Origin of the sequence: Methylobacterium isbiliense, assembly GCF_022179325.1 — a bacterium.
GTDB classification, from domain to species: domain Bacteria; phylum Pseudomonadota; class Alphaproteobacteria; order Rhizobiales; family Beijerinckiaceae; genus Methylobacterium; species Methylobacterium isbiliense.
Map to the genome: position 1 here is coordinate 13,120 of NZ_BPQQ01000037.1, position 18,382 is coordinate 31,501.

Consider the following 18,382-nt stretch of genomic DNA (forward strand, 5'->3'; position numbering starts at 1 on the left):
GCATCCGAAGGGCTGAGCGGAGAACGGGGCGGACGGGACCGCGTGCGCGCGCTCTGGTACGCGGCGCCCGGCCGGGCGGAACTGCGCGACGAGACATTGCTCCCTCCCGGCCCCGGCGAGGTCCGGGTGCGGACGATCTGGACCGCGCCGAGCCGCGGCACCGAGCGCTTGGTCTTCGAGGGCCGTGTGCCCGAGCCTCTTGGCGACCGGATGCGCGCCCCGGCCCAAGAGGGGGATTTCCCGTTCCCGGTCAAGTATGGCTACTGCGCGGTAGGGCGGATCGCCGGGGAGGGCACGCTGGTCTTCGCCCTGCGCCCGCACCAGGAGGGCTTCAACGCTCCGCGCGAGGCGCTGGCGCCTGTGCCGGCCGGCGTCCCGGCCCGGCGCGCCCTCCTCGCCGCCAATATGGAGACGGCCCTCACCGGCCTGTGGGATTCGGGCGCCGGCCCGGGCGACCGCGTGGCGGTGGTCGGCGGGGGCGTGGTCGGGCTCCTCGTGGCGGCGCTCGCCGCCGGCCTGCCCGGCGCCGAGGTGACGCTGGTCGACCGCGACACCGCCCGCCGCCCGGTCGCGGAGGCGCTCGGCGCGACCTTCCGTCCGCCCGAGGACGCGGAGGGCGGGGCGGACGTGGTGGTGCATGCGAGCGCCAGCGCGGAGGGGCTGGCGCTGGCGCTGGCTCTCGCCGGCGACGAGGCCACGATCGCCGAGCTGAGCTGGTACGGGGCCGGCACCGTGCCGGTTCCGCTCGGGCTCGACTTCCATCCCCGCCGCCTGCGGCTGGTGTCGAGCCAGGTCGGACATCTGCCGCCCGCGCGCCTGCCCCGCTGGACGTTCCGGCGGCGCCTGCTCAAGGCCCTCGACCTCCTGCGCGATCCCCGCCTCGACGCGCTCATCACCGGCGAGGTCGCCTTCGGCGATCTGCCGGCCGCCCTGCCGGACCTGCTGCACCCGCGGGCCCCCGGCCTCTGCACCGCCGTGCGCTACCTGCCCGAGGAATGCTGATGTACGCCGTCGAAGTCCGCGACCACGTGATGATCGCCCACAGCTTCCGCGGCGCGCTGTTCGGCCCGGCCCAGGCCCTGCACGGGGCGACCTTCGTGGTCGACGTGGCGTTCTTCCGCAACGACCTGACGGCGGACGGCGTCGTGGTCGACATCGGCCGGGCGGGCGAGGCGCTCAAGCGCATCCTGGCGCCGCTCAACTACCGCAACCTCGACGATCTGCCCGAGTTCGCGGGGATCAACACCACCACCGAGTTCCTGTGCGGCCACATCCACCGGGCGATGGCGGCGGCGCTGCGCGCGGGCGATCTCGGCCCCGGCGGCGAGGGCGTGACGCGGCTGCGGGTGACCCTGCACGAATCGCACCTCGCCCGGGCGTGGTGCGAGGCTCCGCTCGACCCGTGATCGACGTCGCCTTCGCGATCCCCGGCGACCTCGGGGCGCCGACCGGGGGCTACGCCTACGCGCGCCGGCTCCTGGCGGAGTTCGCCCGCCACGGCGTGCGCGCCGCGATCCTGCCCCTGCCGGGCTCGTTTCCCGATCCGACGCCGGAGGACGTGGCCCTGACGGGCCGCCTCCTTTCGGAAGCCGCTCCCGGTGCGGTGCTCCTCGTCGACGGCCTCGCCTACGGGGCGCTGCCGCCCGCGGCGATCGCGCAGGCGGGGGAGCGCCCGGTGGTGGCGCTCGTCCACCATCCCCTCGGCCTCGAGGCGGGCCTCACCCCCGCGCGCGCCGCGACGCTCATGGCGAGCGAGACAGCGGCACTCGCCCTCGCCCGCCGCGTGGTGGCGACGAGCCGCTTCACCGCGCGCCTGCTCGCCCGCGACTTCGGCGTGGATCCGCGCCGCATCGTCGTGGCCGAACCCGGCACGGAGCCGGCCGCGCGGGTGCCGGTGCGGGCCGCGGGTCCGGTCTCGCTCCTCACCGTCGGCGCGGTCACGCCCCGCAAGGGCCACCGCCTGCTGGTCGAAGCCCTGCGCGGCCTCGCCGACCGCGACTGGCACCTGACGGTGGCGGGCGCGCTCGACCGGGCGCCCGCCTGCGCGGCGGAGCTGCGCGAGGCAATCCGTGCGGCCGGGCTGGCCGACCGCATCACTTTCGCGGGTGCGGTGGCGGAATCGGCGCTGGAGGCGCTCTATGCCGGAGCCGACCTCGTGGTGTCGCCCTCGCTGTTCGAGGGCTACGGCATGGCGCTCGCCGAGGCGCTGGCGCGCGGTCTGCCCCTCGTCGCGACGACCGGAGGCGCGGCCGCCGACACCGTGCCGCCGGGTGCGGGCCTGACGGTGCCCCCCGGCGACGTGCCGGCCCTGGCGGCGGCGTTGCGCAGCCTGATCGAGGATCCGGCCCGGCGGGCGCGCGCCGCGGAGGCCGCCCATGCGGCCGGCCTGCGCCTGCCGCGCTGGTCCGATACCGCGTCCCTCATCGCCGCCTGCCTGAAGGAGGCACGCGCCTCATGACCGGTTTCTCCGCCGCATGGCTCGCCCTGCGCGAGCCCGCCGACCACGCCGCCCGCGATCCCGGCCTGACGGCCGCGCTCGCCGGGGCGCTGGCGGAGCGTGACGGCCTGCGCGTGGTCGATCTCGGCTGCGGCGCGGGCTCGAACCTGCGCGCCCTCGCGCCCCACCTGCCGCTTGAGCAGCACTGGTGCCTCGTCGATCACGACCCGGCGCTCCTCGGCGCCGCCCGCGCGGCGCTCGCGGACTGGGCCGATGCGGCCGAGGCGGCCGGCGAGGCGCTGCGCCTGCGCCGTGGCGACCGGCGGATCACGGTGGCGTTTCGCCGTCACGACCTCGCTGTGGGTCTCGGCGGCCTCCTCGACGACGAGAGGCCGGACCTCGTCACCGCCGCGGCCCTGTTCGACCTCGTCTCCGAAGAGTGGATCGAACGGGCCGCCCGGGCGGTCGCCGCTTCAGGCTCCGTGTTCCACACCGTGCTGACCTATGACGGCGAGGAGGAGTGGACTCCGCCGCACCCGGCCGACGCCGCGCTCCATGCGGCGTTCCTGGCCCATCAGACGCGCGACAAGGGCTTCGGCCCGGCCGCGGGGCCGGCGGCGAGCGAAGCCCTGGAACGGGCGTTCAGGGCGCTCGGCTACCGCACCCGCCACGCCGAGAGCCCGTGGCGCTTCGGCGCCGGTCCGCTTCTCGCGGCGCTGGCCGAGGGCAAGGCCGCGGCGGCGGCGGAGACCGGGATGGTCGCCCCCAAGGTGGCCCAGGCCTGGGCGGAAGCCCGCCGCGCCCCTGAGACGCGAGCGGTGATCGGCCACATCGATCTGCTGGCGCTGCCGGGCGCGTGAGGCCGGATCAGGTCGCGCTCTCGCGGGCCCGCAGCTCCTGCCTGCGCGGGGCGGACGGCTTGCGGCGGAAGGCGATCTCGGCGGCTGCGAACAGCGCGAGCCCGAGCCCGAGCGGCACCAGGAAATAGACGAACCGGAAGGCCAGCAGCGGGCCGATGACGTCGGTCTTCGGCAGCAGGTGGACCACCACGCTCTCGATCACGCCGACGCCGCCCGGCACGTTGGTGACCAGCACCGCCGCGTTGGCGATCACGAACACCGAGGCGACGCCCAGATAGGCGACGTCCGAGACGGCGGTCAGCACCTGATGCAGGCAGGCCGAGACGAGGGCGAAGTTCACCGAGCCCACCGCCACCTGCGCGGCGGCGAGCGGCAGGCGCGGGAACTCGATCGACCAGCGCCGGATCGTGAGCGGCTTGCGCACGAAGGCCGCGCCGACGAGGTAGAGGGCGACCCCGGCGAGGCAGGCCAGGGCCACCGCCGTCACGGCGGGCCGGCCGAGCCCCGTGATCTCCTGGGCGAGGCCGGGTTCGAGCAGGAGCGCGCCCGCGCCCAGCGCCATCAGGCCGAGCGCGACGGTGAGGCCGCAGAAGACCACCATCTTGGCGCTCTCGGCGAGCGTCAGGCCCCGCCGCGCGTAGAAGCGGTAGCGGATGGCCGCGCTGCTGAGGCCCGACAGGCCGATGCTGTGGCCGATGCCCAGCGCCACGAAGGCGGCCAGGATGACGTAGCGGTAGGCGAGCGGACGCCCGATGGCGCGCAGGGCCAGCCAGTCGCCCACCGTGAGGCAGAGATAGCTTCCCGCCGCGAAGGCGCCCGCCGCGGCGAGCCGGCTCCCCGGGATGGCCGCCACGGCGTTCCGCAGGTCGCCGTAGCTGTAGCCGCTCAGCGTGCGATAGAGCAGGTAGCCGCCGAGCGCGACGCTGAGCACGGTGGTGATCAGGGTCCAGCGGCGGCGTGTCTCGCGGCGCTCCTGCCGGGCGGAACCGGATTCCTGCCCCATCAGGCCGCCTCCACCCGTGCGGCGGGACGGCCGGCCTCGGTCGCCACGAGGTCGAGATCGACGAGGAGCGGCAGGTGGTCGGAAGCGATGCGGGCGAGCGGGCCGCGCAGCGCCTGCACCCGGCGCACCGCGATCCCGGCGCTGACGAAGACGTGGTCGAGGCGCAGGAACGGCCAGCGCGACGGAAAGGTGCAGTGCGAGCGGTGGCCGGGGATGCGCTGCGCATCCTGCAGCCGCGCGGCGATGAGGCGATAGGCGCGCGAGCGCGAGACGGCGTTGAAGTCGCCGACCAGCACCAGGGGCGCCCGGCAGGCCGGATCGCCGAGGAAGCGGGGCCCGAGCAGGGCCTCGACCTGCGCCGCCCGTTCGCGGGCGCGCAGGCCCAGATGCGTGTTGATGATCTGAACCTCCTCGCCCGCATGGGTGACCGCCGCCCAGAGCGCGCCGCGCGGCTCCAGGTGCGGCCGGTGCGCCAGACCCGGCAGCGCCTCCGCCCGCACGAGGCGGGAGGGGAGGGCGGTCAGGATGGCGTTGCCGTACTGCTCCTCCATCACCTGCAGGGAGGCGTGGAAATGCGCCTTCATGCCGAGGTGGCCGGCGATGGCGTGGGCCTGATCGACCATGCCGGAGCGCTCGCGGCCGACGTCGAGTTCCTGCAGGGCCACCACGTCGGGCCGGCAATGGGCCAGCACCTCGGCGATGCGGGCGGGCGAGAGCCGGCCGTCCGTTCCGAGGCAGCGGCGCACGTTGTAGGTGATGAGGCGGAGCAAACGGGCAGGGTCCTGCGGTGGCCCCTCCTCAACGGCGAACCTGCCGCCGAGGTTCACGCGGCGCGGGCGCATCTGCTAAGCGGATGCGGCAACGACACGGGAGGATCACGTGCAGGTTCAGGGCGTCGCAGCGATCGTCACCGGGGGCGGATCGGGTCTGGGAGCGGCGACGGGCCGCGCGCTTGCCGTCGCGGGCGCCAAGGTCGCGCTCCTCGACCTCAACCAGGAGGCCGCAGCCGCGGTGGCGGACGAGATCGGCGGGCTCGCGCTCGCCTGCGACGTGGCGGATGCCGCCAGCGCGGAAGCCGCCGTGGCCCGGGCGACCGAGGCGCACGGCCCGGCCCGGATCCTCGTCAACTGCGCGGGCATCGCGCCGGCCGCCCGCATCGTCGGCCGCAACGGCCCGGCCTCGCTCGACGCCTTCGCGACGGTGATCCGGGTCAACCTGATCGGCAGCTTCAACCTGATGCGCCTCGTGGCGGCGGGGGCGCAGGCGCTCGACCCGCTGGCGGGGGGCGAGCGCGGGGTCATCGTCTCCACCGCCTCGGTGGCGGCCTACGAGGGCCAGATCGGGCAGGCCGCCTATGCCGCCTCGAAGGCCGGCGTGGTGGGTCTGACGCTGCCGGCCGCCCGCGAGTTCGCCGCCGTGGGGATCCGGGTCTGCGCCATCGCGCCGGGCATCTTCGAGACGCCCATGCTGCGCGGCCTGCCGCAGGAGGTGCAGGACTCGCTCGGTGCCGCCGTGCCGTTCCCCTCGCGCCTCGGCAGGCCGGAGGAATACGCCGCCCTGGTGATGGCGATCGTGGGCAACCCGATGCTCAACGGCGAGGTCATCCGCCTCGACGGCGCCCTGCGCATGCAGCCGAAGTAGCGGGGCCGCCGCGGACCAAGCCGCGGCGATCCCCTCTCGCCCCTGTCGCGCGTGGGAGCGGATCGCCGCGTGCGCCGGGCCTCACAGCATGCTGGGCAGGACGCGGTCCGGCGGGCGGTGGCCGTCGAGGAAGGTCTTGATGTTGATGATGACCTTCTCGCCCATGTCGACGCGGCTCTCGTGGGTGGCCGAGCCCATATGCGGGAGCAGCACCACCTTGCCGGCCTTGGCGAGCTTGACCAGACGGGGGCTCACGGCGGGTTCCTGCTCGAACACGTCGAGGCCCGCGCCGGCGATCTCGCCGAGTTCGATCAGGCGGGCGAGCGCCGTCTCGTCGATGATCTCGCCGCGGGCGGTGTTGACCACCACCGCCTCGGGCTTGAGGAGCTTGAGGCGGCGGGCCGAGAGCAGGTGGTAGGTCGCGGGCGTGTGCGGGCAGTTCACCGACACGATGTCCACCCGCGCCAGCATCTGGTCGAGGGATTCCCAGTAGGTCGCCTCCAGCTCCGACTCGGTGCGGCCCGAGACGCGGCGGCGGTTGTGGTAGTGGATCGACAGGCCGAAGGCCTTGGCGCGGCGGGCCAGGGCTTGTCCGATGCGGCCCATGCCGACGATGCCGAGGCGCTTGCCGGTGATGCGCCGGCCGAGCATCCAGGTGGGCGACCAGCCCTCGGACCACGCGTCGTCCGGGATGATGCGCGCGCCCTCGGTGACGCGGCGGGCCACCGCGAGGATCAGGGCCATGGTCATGTCGGCGGTGTCCTCGGTCAGCACGCCCGGCGTGTTCGTCACCGTGATGCCGCGCTGGAGCGCCGAGTCGACGTCGATGTGGTCGACGCCGTTGCCGAAATTCGCGATCAGCCGCAGGTTCGGCCCGGCCTGGGCCAGGACGGAGGCGTCGATCTCGTCGGTGACGGTGGGAACGAGCACGTCCGCCTCCCGCGCCGCCTGCGCCAGGGCGGCGGCCGAGAGGGGCTTGTCGTCGTGGTTCAGGCGCGTGTCGAAGAGCTCGCGCATGCGCGTCTCCACCACGTCCGGCAGACGCCGCGTCACCACCACGAGCGGCTTGCGCTTCAACGACGACATGAACCCTCCCCGTCCCCGCTTGGCACCCGCGAGACCGGCGCCCGGCTGCTCCGCCCGGGTCCTGGTCCGGCCCTGTCCGGGGCGCACGATAGGCGATCGGACGCCGCACCGCCACGCCTCCCAGAGTAGCAAGTCCGGGACCGCCCGTCCCTCGCATGCTACGCTCCGTTAACCCTCTTCCGGCGAAACACGGGATGGGGAAACCGGCCTGGGCCCGGCGCCGCGCGGCGTCGTCTCCGCCGGCCTCTCTACGCATCGAACGGCGCAGTGGCTACCGCCGCGCCGCAAAAAGTGATGCGGTTCCGGGACCCGATGACGGAGACGAGATTCCGATGCCGACCGCGCGCGCCGGTGCCCTCCTGATCGCCCTCTCGGTCGCCGCCGTCGCGGCCGGTCCGACCGCCCGCGCCGCTCCGGCCGCGGGGGCGAGCGCCCCGGAGGTCGGGCTCGGCCCGGTCACCAAGCTGCCGCTGCCCCGCTACGTCAGCCTCAAGACCGACCGGGTGAACCTGCGCGAGGGACCGTCCAAGGACCACCGCACCCTGTGGGTGTTCCAGCGCGCCGGGCTGCCGGTGGAGATCATCTCCGAGTTCGAGACGTGGCGGCGCATCCGCGATTCCGAGGGGACCGAGGGCTGGGTGCTGCACTCGCTGCTCTCGGGGCGGCGCACCGCGGTGGTGCTGGCGCCCGGCGACAAGACCGCGCCGGTGCCGCTCTACGCCGAGCCCGACGGCCGCGGCGGCGTGGTGGCCCAGCTCCAGGCCGGCGTGATCGGCAGCATCAAGTCCTGCACCGGCGCGTGGTGCCGCCTCGTCGTCGCCCTGCCGCAGAAGCGCGGCGACGTCGACGGCTACCTGCGCCAGGACCGCCTCTGGGGCGTCTATCCGAACGAGAAGGTGGAGTAGGCGCAGGATCGCGGCAGCGTCGCCGGACGGATCCCGGCCGCTCGGGCATCGCGCCGTCCGGCGCCGGGACCCAGCGGACACCACGGACCGGCGGCGTGTCGGTCCGTGCGCGATCCGGTCGGGGCGCGCCGGGACCGAAGCGTCGCCTTCAGGACTTGGCGTCGCGCTTCGACACGAAGTTGAAGTCCTCCACCAGCACGTCCTTGACCACGTCGGCGCCGAGCCGCTCGTTCACCTTCTGGCGGATCTCGGCGAGGCGCTTGGTGACGTTGTATTTCTTGAGCCGGCGGAAATCGAGGTCGGTGTCTGTATAGATCTGGCGAAAGGCCTCGTCGATGACGAAGGAGTTCGGCGGCACCGGGAGGGCATGCATCAGCTTCGCGTCGGCCGTGAAGACCAGCGTCGTCACGATGTAGCCCTGGACCGCGCCGTCGGCGATGATCGGCACGTTGATGGCGCGCAGCTTCTGGTACTGCAGGCCTTCGAGGTATGGCTCCGTCTTGGGCGCGAACAGGCCGGCGCCGTAGGTCACCATGCCGTAGCAGGACAGGACCGTGGCGGCGCAGATCCAGATGCCCGTGATGATGACGCGCATCGGAGGGCCTCAGCGCGCCGCGATCCGGGGCGCGGCCGTGTAGGTGCCGTCGGATTCCGCGGCGCGCAGCGCCCGGGCGACCACGTCCGACACCTCCTCGGCCGCGCGCAGATGCAGGGCCACGACCTGCTGGTTGCGGGCGAGCTTGTCGCGCAGGCGCGCAAGGCAGGCGGCGACCTCGGGATCCGCCAGGGCGTCCTCCCGCCGCGCGAGGCGGGTGAGCTCGAGCAGGCTCTGGCTCTTGCGGCGGTTGAAGGCGTCCTGGTCGAAGGCGGCGTGGGCCGACAGGGCCTCGGTCTCCGCGTCGATGGTGGCTTCGAGCCGGGTGAGGGAAGCGAGCAGCATGGGGGATGCTCCGGCGGGTGTCAGAGTTCGGTCTTCTTGACGGCGGTCTGGTCGGGCTGGGCGGCGGCCAGCGTGCGGGCGATGCCGAGGCCGCCGGCCTTGGCGATCTGCCCGCCGATCTGTTCGGCGAGCATCGACTTCCAGTACTTGCCGGCCATGCCCTTGCCGTAGACCGAGCCGGCCTTCTGCGGCAGCATCGCCTCCACGAAGTGCTGGATCACGAAGGCCTCGAACTGCCGATAGGGGCCGGCCCCGCGGGCGCCCGAGACGGCGGTGTCTGTCTGGGCCGCGGTCACCGCCCCGCGGGCATCCAGCGGCATGTGCGTCGAGGGGCCGATGGCCCGCACCGCGTCCGCGAAGGCGGCCGGATCCACGGGTGCGCCCGGCGCCTGCAGCTTGGCGGCGGCCTCCTGCAGCCGGGCCGGGTCGGCGGCCCGGGCCACGTCGAGCACGATGTCGGAGGGCGGTTTGATGCTCATCGCAGACGTCTCTTGGCCGTTGTCGCTTGGCTGGTGTCCCTTGGCCCTTCGCCACGCCGGACCGTCGCAGAGCCATAGACCCGCTGGCTTACGGCAGGCTTGCGTCGCTGCGGGCCGCCAGCGCGTCGAGTTGGGCGAGGAGCTCGCGCCGCTCCTCCTCGCGGCGGTGCTCGGCGCCGAGCCGGGCGAGGCGGCGCTCGGAGCGCTTCTGCGCCAGCGCCTGCTCGCGCACGGCCTCCGCCTGCTGCTCCGCCGTGCGGCCGAGATCGGCTGCCTCGCCCGCGAGCCCGCGCAGGCGCCGCGCCGCCGCCTCCAGAAACAGGCCGCCCGCCCCGTCGCCGAGCGCCCGCAGCAGCTCCGCTTGGCTCCCCTCCAGGGCGCCGATCCGGCGGCGGGTCTCGGCGAGGTCCCACTCGGCCGCCCGGCGCATCTGCGCCTGCAGGTCCATCAGGCGCTCGGCCCGGGCGATGGCTTTGGGCTTGCGCATGGCCTCACCCCCGCCGCAGCCATTGCGCGTAGGCGCCGAGGAACTGCATCATGAACTCGCTCGACAGGACGTAGAGCAGCATCAAGCCGCCGAAGATCACGAACGGCGTGGCGACGAAGTAGACGGGGATCGTCGGCGTCAGCTTGTTGGCGAAGCCCACCGCGACGTTGACCACCACCGCGTAGACGATGAAGGGCGAGGTGATGCGCAGGCCCAGCACGAAGACCGCGGTGGCTTGGTCGACGATCTGCACCAGCGCCGCCTGGGCGCCGACGCCCTCGCCCGGCGGGATGCGGATGTAGGAATCGACCAGGCCGCGAAACAGCTCCCAGTGCAGGTCGGCGGCGAACAGGAGCGCGGTGGCGGCCATCGCGATCAGCGCCACGAGGGCGCTCTGGGGCTCGGCCCCCTCCACGACGGTGCCGGGAATGGCCGAGAAGCCCACCGCCATCGTCACCGCGGTCATCACGGTCTCCAGCACGAACAGGAAGATCCGGCCGAGCAGCCCGATCAGCAGCCCGGTGAGGCTCTCGGTGAGGATCCAGCCGAGCGTCGTGGCGGGGGCTTGGTCGGCGAGCCGGCCCTGGAACAGGGACAGGAGCAGCGGCGAGAGCGCGAAGGTGACGGCGAGCGCCAGGAACAGCCGCACCTGCGCGGGGATGCGGGCGCTGGAGAAGCCCGGCACGACCATCAGGCAGCCGCCGATGCGGCAGAAGATCAGGAAGACGGCCAGGAAGGTCTCGGGCGTCAGCCGGGTCACGAGATCGTCCCGAGGGACTTGATCTCGACGCCGCGGGCGATCTCCAGATGCGAGAGCACCGGCAGCGTCGGGAAGATGCGCTCGATGATCATGCGCACGTAGGGACGCGCGTCCGGGGCGGTGACGAGGGCGAAGACGTGGGTCTCGCGCTGGCGGGCGCGGATCGCCTCCGCGGCCTCGCTGCCGAACTGCTCCACGAGGCGGGGGTCGATGTCGAACTCGATCACCTCGCCCTTGGCGTCGCGCTTGAGGCTCTGGTGGAAGGAGAGGTCCCAGCGGCTGCCCAGGCGCAGCACGCTCAGGGTGCCGTCCTCCGCGAGGTCGCCGCAGATCTGCTGGGCGATGCGCATCCGCACGTGTTCGGCGATCTGCTCGGCCCGGCGCGCATGGGGCGAGATCTCGGCGATCGCCTCCAGGATCAGGTGCAGGTTGCGGATCGAGACCCGCTCGGAGAGCAGCAGCTTCAGCACTGCCTGCAGGCCCGAATAGGAGATCTGCGAGGGGCAGATCTCTTCGAGCAGCCGCTTGTACTCGGGGTCCAGGCGGTCGATGAGGGCGCGCATGTCCTTGTAGGAGAGGAGATGCGGCAGGTTGTTGCGGATCACCTCGGACAGGTGGGTGAGCAGCACCGAGGTCCCGTCCACCGGCTCGAAGCCGGCGCGGCGCACCTCCGCCGCGTAGCTGTCCATCACCCACAGGGCCCGCATGCCGAAGGCCGGCTCGCGCACCTCCTCGCCCGGCACGTCGGGCTCCGGTCCCTCGCCCACCACCACCAGGGCCTGCCCGGGGCGCATCTCCTGGGTCGCCGCCGCGGTGCCGTGGATGCGGATCTGGTAGCTCTTGGGCGGCAGCGACAGGCTGTCGGAGAGCTTGATGTCCGGGACCACGAACCCGTACTGGACCGCGAACTTGCGGCGCATCTTGGCGACGCGGTGGCTCAGCTCCGCCTGACCGCCGAGGCCCTGCGCCGAGAGGTGGCGCCCCAGGCACAGCTCGATCTCGGGGGTCTTGAGAGAATCCTTCACCGAGTCGCGGCTGGCGGCCTGCTTGCGCTCCTCCTCGGCGGCAGCCTTGGCGGCCTCCACGGCGCGCTTCTCGGCCGCCCGGCGCGGGATCACGTAGGCGATCGAGCCGAGGAGCGCGCTCAGGGCCACGAAGGGCAGGAAGGGCAGCCCCGGCACCAGGGCGAACAGGAGCATCAGGGCCGCCGCCACCGCGAGCGCGCGCGGGTAGGCGCCGAGCTGGCCCAGCACCGCCTGCTCGGCGGTGCCGCGCGTGCCGCCCTTGGAGACGAGCAGGCCCGCGGCGAGCGAGACCACGAGGGCGGGGATCTGCGAGACGAGGCCGTCGCCCACCGACAGCTTGGTGAACACGTCGGCGGCGGTGGACAGCGGCATCCCGTGCCGGGTCGTGCCGATGATGATGCCGCCGAAGATGTTGACCGCGATGACGATGAGGCTCGCCACCGCCTCGCCGCGCACGAATTTCGAGGCGCCGTCCATCGAGCCGAAGAAGGCGCTCTCCTCCTCCAGCTCGCGGCGGCGGCGCTGCGCCTCCTTGTCGTCGATCAGCCCGGCATTGAGGTCGGCGTCGATCGCCATCTGCTTGCCGGGGATCGCGTCGAGGGTGAAGCGGGCCCCCACCTCGGCGATGCGGGTCGCGCCCTTGGTGATGACGAGGAAGTTCACCGTGATCAGGATCGCGAACACCACGATGCCGATCACGAAGTCGCCGCTCATCACGAACTGCGAGAAGCCCTGGATGACGTGCCCCGCCGCCCCGACGCCGTTCTGGCCGTGCGAGAGGATCAGCCGCGTCGTCGCGATGCCGAGCGCGAGGCGCAGCAGCGTCGCGATGAGCAGGACGGTGGGGAAGGACGAGAATTCGAGCGGCTTCTGGATCCAGAGCGCCACCATCAGGATCAGCACCGAGAGCGCGATCGAGAAGGCGAGCCCGATATCGATCAGGACCGCGGGGATCGGCAGGAAGAGGATCGCCAGGATCGCGACGATGCCCGCCGCGAAGCCGAAATCGCGCTGCGTCCTGCGCTCCAGCCCGATTGCCTCGACCAACGCCATCGCGGCTCCCCGTCCTCGGCCGTCACCCGGGAGGGTTGTCGGGCCTGAAGCTTGCGCGAGGGTGGCCGGGGCGGATCAGAACCCGGAGGTGATCCGCCCGTAGGTCGCCTCCGTGAAGGCGTAGAGCTGGGTGCCAATGAACGAGCCGGTGACCAGCATCACGAGCAGGATCACCACGATCTTGGGCACGAAGGTGAGCGTCACCTCCTGGATCTGGGTGAGCGCCTGCACGAGCGCCACCGCGATGCCCACCGCCATCGCGGCGGCGACCGAGGGGCCGGCGCCGATGATGATGGTCCAGATCGCGGCGCGCACCAGTTCGAGGGCGTCGATCTCGTTCACGCGGTCGCTCCTCTGCGGGGCGTCACCCGATCACGACGCCGTTGCCGAGCAGCACCTCGCGGCCGTCGGTGAGGCGCGCCAGCGGGCCGTCGGTGGTGATCTTCACCGAGGCGACCGTGCCCGAGATGCTGCCGTCCGACGAGGTCACGGTGCGGCCGATCGCCGTGTCGGCCTGCGAGAGGTAGTTCGAGGACAGGATCGCGTCGAGCTTCTGGTTCGTCTTCGTGCTCTGCTCCACCTCCGAGAAGGTGGCGAGTTCGCCCATGTAATCCGTCGAATCCATCGGCTTCGTCGGATCCTGGTTCTTCAGCTGCGTGAGGAGGAGGTTCAGGAAGGCGTCGGCATTGACGGAGGAGGCGAAGCCCGAGCCGGTCTTCTTGGTCGCGGTCTGGCCGGACGGGGCCGTTCCCTGCGAGATGCTGCTGACGTCCATCGCGTGGTCCTCTCTCGACTGGCCGGGCTCGCTGCCCGGCTGATTCCTCAGGCGCGCCGGCGCGCCGGCACCCGCGGCGGCGGGGCGGGCACGCGGGCCAGCACCGCATCCTCGGCCGGGTAGAGACCCCGGATCAGCTTCAGCGCCTCGAACGGACGCCCGCCCGCCACGAGGCCGAGGGCCGCGTCGAGGCCGGCGCGGATCTCCGCGTTGGCGAGCGCCCCCATCAGCCCCTCGTGCAGCCGCCCGTAGAGGCCGCGCGCCTCCTCGGCCTTCGACGGATCGATCAGCATGATCTGGGCGGCGAAATAGAGCTGCCGCAGCGGCGTCGTCGCCTCCTCGGGCTGGAGCACGTGGTGCTCCAGCAGGAAGGTCGCCTCGTTCAGGAGTTCGAGCGAGACCCGGCGGTCGACGCGCAGCACCGCGCCGTTGACGTACACCCGCTCGCCGGCCCGGAGGGAGAGGTGCATGGCGCGGGTCATCGCAGGCCGTCGCGGATGGCCGTGTTGACGTCGATGAGCGGGGTGAGGCTGCGGCCGGGCGCGCCGAGCGCCTCGCTCGCCTCCCGCATGCACCACAGGCCGATCGACACGAGATCGTGGCGCAGGGCGTCCGGGAGGCTGTTCTCGGGGCTGAGCAGGTCCTCGATCAGCACGTCCCACAGGCGCTGGAGAAAGGTCACCGCTTCGCCCCGCTCCTCGAACTGGGCCTCCGCCGCATTCGCCTTCCGGAGCAGCGCGAGCGCGCGGTCGAAGGCGGCTCGCTCCCGCTCGCGGCAGATGTCGGGGGCATCCTCGAGGATCTCGGAATAGGAAAATCGGTACATCGTCGATGATGCCTCGCGTGACTCACGGACCGGCCGGGCTCGGAGCAGCGGTCGCGCCGACCCCCCGTCGGGGGCTCGACGCGACCGCACCCGGCCGGGCTCAACTCTCCCAGGGAAGTTTTTGCATACGGTTAACGTCGCTCGTTTCCCAGACTAGAGCCAGTCCGATATACCGCATGAGCTCCCGTGTCCTTCACAAATGAAGTAATGTTCGAAAATCGACCTGCCAGCTGTCGCTGGTACACGATCCGCTGCGACGCAACCGGCTGAAAACTATAGGTAAGACACGAGGTTGAGCTGACGGAGTTGGGCGGTCAGCGAGTACGACATCTGGATCTGCGTGGTGAGGCGGTCGATCCGGGTCTTGGCCTCGGCCGGATCGACGCCCTCCAGCTCGCCAAGGCGGGCCGCCAGCAGCGTCTTCTGCGCCGCCATGCGGGATTCGGCGTCCTTGATCCGGGCTTGGCTGGTGCCGAGCCCGGCCTCGATCCCGGCGAGGCCGGCGCCGGCCTCGCGCAGGCGGGCGGCGATCCGGTCGGTGACCACCGCCTGGGTCTCGGTCGAGAGGCTTGCGAGCCCAAGGCCCGCGGCCATGACGTAGGCCATCGCCAGGGTGCGGAACGGCGCCGCGTTGGCCGTGGCGGAGGTCTCGGCGGTCTCGTCGGGGGCGATCCGGCTCTGGATGGTGCGGCTCGACGCGTCCGACCACGTGCCCGTCCAGGCGGTCTCGGCGAACAGGTTCGCGAAGGCGCCGTCGAGGAAGGCGGCCATCTGGGCCGGGGTGATCGCCGAGGCGCCGGCCGAGCCGGGATCGACCCCGAAGGCGGTTCGGAACGCCGTCTCCACGGCGGTGCGCGCCGGGGAGGGCGGGCTGCCCGCATAGGCCGTGAGCGGCGCCTCCTGGGCGTTGAGCCCGGCGAAGAGGTACTGCCCCCCGCTCGACCCGTTGAGGGTGGAGGCGAGGGCACCGAGGCGCTCGCCCGCCGCGGCGGCGACCAGCGTGCCGCGCTGCTCGACGGTGGCGGCGAGCAGTTCCTTCAGGGTCTTGTCCACGCCCTCCCGCATCGTCTGCAGGGCGGCCTGGGTGGCGTCGAGGCGCAGGCTCGTCAGGGCGTTGTCCTGCGTGATCGCGTCGAGATCGGTGCGCTGGCGGCGCAGCGCCACGCTCACGGCGGTGCGGCTGCCGAGCGCGAGGCCGAGATCCGCATGGGTCCCGGTCACCACCTCCTCGTTCGCCTTGGCGAGTTCCGCCTGCAGCCGCGCGGCCCCAGTGCGGGGCGCGTTCCAGAGGCTCTGGGTCGAGATGAAGCTCGTCTTCATGGCGCTCACACCGCGTTGATCAGGGTCTTGAGCATCTCGTCGATGAGGGCGATCAGCCTGGCGGAGGCGGCGTAGGCCTGTTCGAGCTTCAGGGTCTGGGCCGTCTCGTCGTCGTTATTGACGCCGGTGGCGTTCGACAGGGCCTCGGAGGCGCGCGACAGGAGCGTCGCGTGCGCGTCCGAATCCTCCGACGCCTCCTTGCGGCGCGCCTCCAGCCAGCCCACGGACGAGGCGGCGAAGTCCTGGAGCGAGGCCGTTCCGCGCAGATCCGGCCCGGGATCGAAGCTCTGGGCCTGCGCGAGCGCGCCGGCCAGCGCCCGCAGCCGGTCGGGATAGGCGGTGCCGCTGCCCGCCGCGGCCGGGTTGGAGCGATAGGCGCCGCCGGCCATGCCGCCGTCGCGCAGCAGGTCGACCCTCCCCCCGCCCTGCGGGTCGACCGTCGGGTTGAGGCGCAGCGCCGCCGCGAGGCCGGTGGCGGGCGGGCCTGCCGGCAGGAGGGCGCTGCCCGCATTCGTGAACAGGCCGGCCCGCTCGGTGCCGTCGGCCGCGCGCTCCCGGAACGCCAGGACGAGGCCGCGGGCGATCTCGTCGAGCTGCGCCCCGTAGGCGGGGGCGGTCTCGTCGCGCAGCTGACTCAGGCCCGCGAGCCGGCCCGCCTGGAGCGGCATCGGGGAGCCCGCCCCCGTGACCGGCACGCCCTCGATCATCACCGCGGCGCCCGCGACCCCGGCGGCCAGCGCGGGCGTCGGCGCGAGGCTCACCCGGCGGGGGCCGCGGTCGAACAGGGGCAGGCCGGAATCGGTGTAGATCGCGACGTCGCCCCCCTCGCGCACCTGCGTGGTGAGGCCGATCTCCTCCGAGAGCGAGGCCAGGATCCGGTCCCGCGTGTCGAGGTCGTCCGTGACGTCCCGGCCAAGCGCGGTCCCGGTCATCACCGCGCGGTTGGCGATGTCGAACTGGCCGAGCAGGCCGTTGATGCGCGCCACCGATTCGGTCATGGCGCCGTCCGCCTCCTGGCGCACCGCCTGCACGGCAGCGGCACCGTCGGCGAGGCTGCGGGCGAGGTCGCGCGCCCGCTCCACCGCCGCGCGCAGCAGCGCCGGATCGTCGGGCTTGTTGGCGGCCGAGTGCAGGGCGGTCCCGAGGGCGCCGAGGCTGGCGGCCGGCGAGGTGGCGTTCTCCGCCGTGCCCAGCGTGCGCTGGAGCGTCTGGAGTCCGTTCAGCACCGCATCGCGGCCCGCGAGGTCGGAGGTCGCCCCGAGCATCCGGGTGTAGAGGGCCACGTCGCTCGCCCGCGCCACCGCGACGCGCACGCCCCCGTTCAGCGTCACCACCGCGGCGATCTTGCGCGAGTAGGACGGGTCGGAGGCGCCCGCGACGTTGCGGGAGGCGACCGCGATCTGGGCGGCATTGGCCTGGATCGAGGACCGCGCCGTGGTGAGCGCGAGGGAGAGGCCCATCGGAGGGTTCCGCGACTGGACGAGGGCAAGGGGAGACGGGTGCCGGGGAGGCCCGCGCGAGCCTCGCCGGCTCGCGCGGACGCGGCGCGTCAGCGCTTCAGGTTCATCAGGGTGTCGAGCATCTCGTTGCTCGTCATGAACACCTTGGAGTTCGCCGTGTAGACGGTCTGCGACTCGATCATCGCGGTCAGTTCGGCGCTGACGTCGACGTTCGACTGTTCGAGCGCGCCCGACTTGATCGCGCCGCGCCCGCCCGTGGTGGCGAACCCGATCTGCACCGTGCCGGATTCGGGCGTGGTCTCGAACACGTTGCCGGCCCGCGGCGTGAGGTTGTCGGGGCTCGTCACGTCGCCGAGCGGCACCTTGAAGGCGGCGACCCGGCTGCCGTCCTCGTAGATCGCGTAGACGGTGCCGTCGGCAGCGAACTCCGATCCCTTGACGGCGCTCGCCGCGTTGCCGTCCGCCTGGCCCTTCAGGTCGTAGGCGGCGGCGAGCTGGGTGACGCCCGACATGTCGAGGGCGATCGTGCGGCCGCCGAGGCCGAGGGTGGCGGTGCCGGGCGAGGTCAGCCGGCCGTCCGCCCCGAAGGTCAGCGCCAGCGAGCCGAGCGGAGTGGCCGGGAAGCTTGTGGCGTTGGTCGATTCGTAGACGCTCGCCGACCACGTGTTGGCGCCGGTCTTGGTGAGGTAGACGTCGAGCAGGACCTTGCGGCCCTGCGGGTCGTAGGTCGCGAGCTGCGTCTTCTTGCTGAAGGCCGCGCCGGCGGGCGGCGCCGTGCCGGCCGCGACCGGGGTCGCGTCGGCCGGGAGGTTGCCGGCGATCTCGCCCGTCGCCGTGGCCCGGGCCTGCATCCCGAGCGACGTCACGTTCACCGGCACGAGACCGTCGAAGGTGTTGAGCGTCGGGGTCGGCTCGCCGTTGGCGAGGCTGTAGCCCATCAGCGTGAAGCCGCCGGTGTTGACGAGGTTGCCGGTGGGACCGTCGACCACGAAGTTGCCCGCGCGGGTGAGGTAGGGCCGCTCGTTGGCGTCCTGCACCACGAAGAAGCCGTTGCCCTGGATCGCCAGATCGGACGCCGAACTGGTGACCGCGACCGGCCCGTCCTCGCTGATCGACCGCCGCAGCACGGTCTCGACGGCGCCCGAGTTGTAGACGCCGCTCTCGGAGCCCTCGATCAGCAGCGAGGAGAACTCGGTGGAGGTGCGCTTGTAGCCGGTGGTGCTGGAGTTCTGGACGTTCTCCGAGATGGTGCCGATCCGGTTCGATTGCGCATTCATGCCGGACACGCCGGTCCGGAGCACGCCGAAGAGACTCATCGTGTTGCC

Annotated in this window: 22 protein-coding genes; 6 read left to right on the forward strand and 16 right to left on the reverse strand. The window is 72.7% G+C overall.

From position 1 onward, the window contains the following. Positions 1 to 42: 42 nt before the first annotated feature. From MFF61_RS16490 to MFF61_RS16505, 4 genes are read left to right on the forward strand one after another with little or no spacing between them, the layout of a single operon-like run. Entirely contained in the window at positions 43 to 1,002 is a 960-nt protein-coding gene (locus tag MFF61_RS16490; RefSeq protein WP_238236232.1) for a zinc-dependent alcohol dehydrogenase, read from the forward strand. After that, on the forward strand, positions 1,002 to 1,406 hold the full coding sequence (locus MFF61_RS16495) for a 6-pyruvoyl trahydropterin synthase family protein (RefSeq protein WP_238236234.1): 405 nt from the start codon (positions 1,002 to 1,004) through the stop codon (positions 1,404 to 1,406). The genes MFF61_RS16490 and MFF61_RS16495 overlap by 1 nt, the downstream gene beginning before the upstream one ends. Further along, a complete protein-coding gene (locus tag MFF61_RS16500) occupies positions 1,403 to 2,458 on the forward strand; it encodes a glycosyltransferase family 4 protein (RefSeq protein ID WP_238236236.1) in 1,056 nt (351 codons plus the stop codon). Before MFF61_RS16495 ends, MFF61_RS16500 begins: the two co-directional genes overlap by 4 nt. Beyond that, positions 2,455 to 3,297, forward strand: coding sequence for a methyltransferase domain-containing protein (locus MFF61_RS16505; protein WP_238236239.1), 843 nt, complete (start codon positions 2,455 to 2,457; stop codon positions 3,295 to 3,297). The genes MFF61_RS16500 and MFF61_RS16505 overlap by 4 nt, the downstream gene beginning before the upstream one ends. Before the next feature lie 7 nt (positions 3,298 to 3,304). Here the strand turns inward: MFF61_RS16505 and MFF61_RS16510 are convergent, their stop codons facing one another. Next, positions 3,305 to 4,300, reverse strand: a complete 996-nt coding sequence (locus MFF61_RS16510; protein WP_238236240.1) for a lysylphosphatidylglycerol synthase transmembrane domain-containing protein — start codon at positions 4,298 to 4,300, stop codon at positions 3,305 to 3,307. After that, complete coding sequence (locus tag MFF61_RS16515) at positions 4,300 to 5,070, reverse strand: endonuclease/exonuclease/phosphatase family protein (RefSeq protein ID WP_238236242.1); 771 nt, start codon at positions 5,068 to 5,070, stop codon at positions 4,300 to 4,302. The genes MFF61_RS16510 and MFF61_RS16515 overlap by 1 nt, the downstream gene beginning before the upstream one ends. 109 nt (positions 5,071 to 5,179) lie before the next feature. Between MFF61_RS16515 and MFF61_RS16520 the strand changes: the two genes are divergently transcribed. Further along, positions 5,180 to 5,941, forward strand: coding sequence for an SDR family NAD(P)-dependent oxidoreductase (locus tag MFF61_RS16520; protein WP_238236244.1), 762 nt, complete (start codon positions 5,180 to 5,182; stop codon positions 5,939 to 5,941). 81 nt (positions 5,942 to 6,022) lie between these two features. Here the strand turns inward: MFF61_RS16520 and MFF61_RS16525 are convergent, their stop codons facing one another. Then, positions 6,023 to 7,027 carry a 2-hydroxyacid dehydrogenase gene (locus tag MFF61_RS16525; RefSeq protein ID WP_238236245.1) on the reverse strand — a complete coding sequence of 335 codons (1,005 nt, stop codon included), beginning with the start codon at positions 7,025 to 7,027 and terminating at the stop codon, positions 6,023 to 6,025. 332 nt (positions 7,028 to 7,359) lie between these two features. Here MFF61_RS16525 and MFF61_RS16530 point away from each other — a divergent pair, with 332 nt between their 5' ends. Continuing rightward, the gene (locus MFF61_RS16530; RefSeq protein WP_238236246.1) at positions 7,360 to 7,932 is read left to right on the forward strand and encodes an SH3 domain-containing protein; all 573 of its coding nucleotides are present in this window, start codon (positions 7,360 to 7,362) and stop codon (positions 7,930 to 7,932) included. Between the two features lie 148 nt (positions 7,933 to 8,080). Here the strand turns inward: MFF61_RS16530 and MFF61_RS16535 are convergent, their stop codons facing one another. From MFF61_RS16535 to MFF61_RS16595, 13 genes are all read right to left on the reverse strand, one after another. Then, the gene (locus tag MFF61_RS16535) at positions 8,081 to 8,527 is read right to left on the reverse strand and encodes a hypothetical protein (RefSeq protein ID WP_238236247.1); all 447 of its coding nucleotides are present in this window, start codon (positions 8,525 to 8,527) and stop codon (positions 8,081 to 8,083) included. Positions 8,528 to 8,536: 9 nt separating this feature from the next. Next, positions 8,537 to 8,872, reverse strand: a complete 336-nt coding sequence (locus tag MFF61_RS16540) for a flagellar protein FlgN (RefSeq protein ID WP_238236248.1) — start codon at positions 8,870 to 8,872, stop codon at positions 8,537 to 8,539. A gap of 20 nt (positions 8,873 to 8,892) precedes the next feature. Next, entirely contained in the window at positions 8,893 to 9,351 is a 459-nt protein-coding gene (locus tag MFF61_RS16545) for a rod-binding protein (RefSeq protein WP_238236249.1), read from the reverse strand. A gap of 88 nt (positions 9,352 to 9,439) precedes the next feature. Then, entirely contained in the window at positions 9,440 to 9,838 is a 399-nt protein-coding gene (locus tag MFF61_RS16550) for a hypothetical protein (RefSeq protein WP_238236250.1), read from the reverse strand. 4 nt (positions 9,839 to 9,842) lie between these two features. Next, on the reverse strand, positions 9,843 to 10,529 hold the full coding sequence (gene fliR, locus MFF61_RS16555; protein ID WP_283206008.1) for a flagellar biosynthesis protein FliR: 687 nt from the start codon (positions 10,527 to 10,529) through the stop codon (positions 9,843 to 9,845). Between the two features lie 65 nt (positions 10,530 to 10,594). Beyond that, entirely contained in the window at positions 10,595 to 12,676 is a 2,082-nt protein-coding gene (flhA, locus tag MFF61_RS16560) for a flagellar biosynthesis protein FlhA (protein ID WP_238236252.1), read from the reverse strand. 75 nt (positions 12,677 to 12,751) lie between these two features. Further along, positions 12,752 to 13,018, reverse strand: a complete 267-nt coding sequence (locus MFF61_RS16565; RefSeq protein ID WP_238236255.1) for a flagellar biosynthetic protein FliQ — start codon at positions 13,016 to 13,018, stop codon at positions 12,752 to 12,754. Positions 13,019 to 13,040: 22 nt separating this feature from the next. Further along, positions 13,041 to 13,451, reverse strand: a complete 411-nt coding sequence (gene flgD / locus MFF61_RS16570; protein WP_238236256.1) for a flagellar hook assembly protein FlgD — start codon at positions 13,449 to 13,451, stop codon at positions 13,041 to 13,043. 47 nt (positions 13,452 to 13,498) lie between these two features. Then, positions 13,499 to 13,933: a flagellar biosynthesis repressor FlbT gene (gene flbT, locus MFF61_RS16575; protein ID WP_373324716.1), complete on the reverse strand. Its 435-nt coding sequence runs from the start codon at positions 13,931 to 13,933 to the stop codon at positions 13,499 to 13,501. After that, on the reverse strand, positions 13,930 to 14,277 hold the full coding sequence (gene flaF / locus MFF61_RS16580) for a flagellar biosynthesis regulator FlaF (protein ID WP_238236260.1): 348 nt from the start codon (positions 14,275 to 14,277) through the stop codon (positions 13,930 to 13,932). Before flaF ends, flbT begins: the two co-directional genes overlap by 4 nt. 273 nt (positions 14,278 to 14,550) lie before the next feature. Next, positions 14,551 to 15,597 (reverse strand): flagellar hook-associated family protein, encoded by a 1,047-nt coding sequence (locus MFF61_RS16585; RefSeq protein WP_238236262.1) that lies wholly within the window; start codon positions 15,595 to 15,597, stop codon positions 14,551 to 14,553. Between the two features lie 5 nt (positions 15,598 to 15,602). Continuing rightward, positions 15,603 to 17,057 carry a flagellar hook-associated protein FlgK gene (flgK, locus tag MFF61_RS16590; protein ID WP_238236264.1) on the reverse strand — a complete coding sequence of 485 codons (1,455 nt, stop codon included), beginning with the start codon at positions 17,055 to 17,057 and terminating at the stop codon, positions 15,603 to 15,605. 89 nt (positions 17,058 to 17,146) lie between these two features. Continuing rightward, entirely contained in the window at positions 17,147 to 18,373 is a 1,227-nt protein-coding gene (locus MFF61_RS16595; RefSeq protein WP_238236266.1) for a flagellar hook protein FlgE, read from the reverse strand. Positions 18,374 to 18,382: the final 9 nt, after the last annotated feature.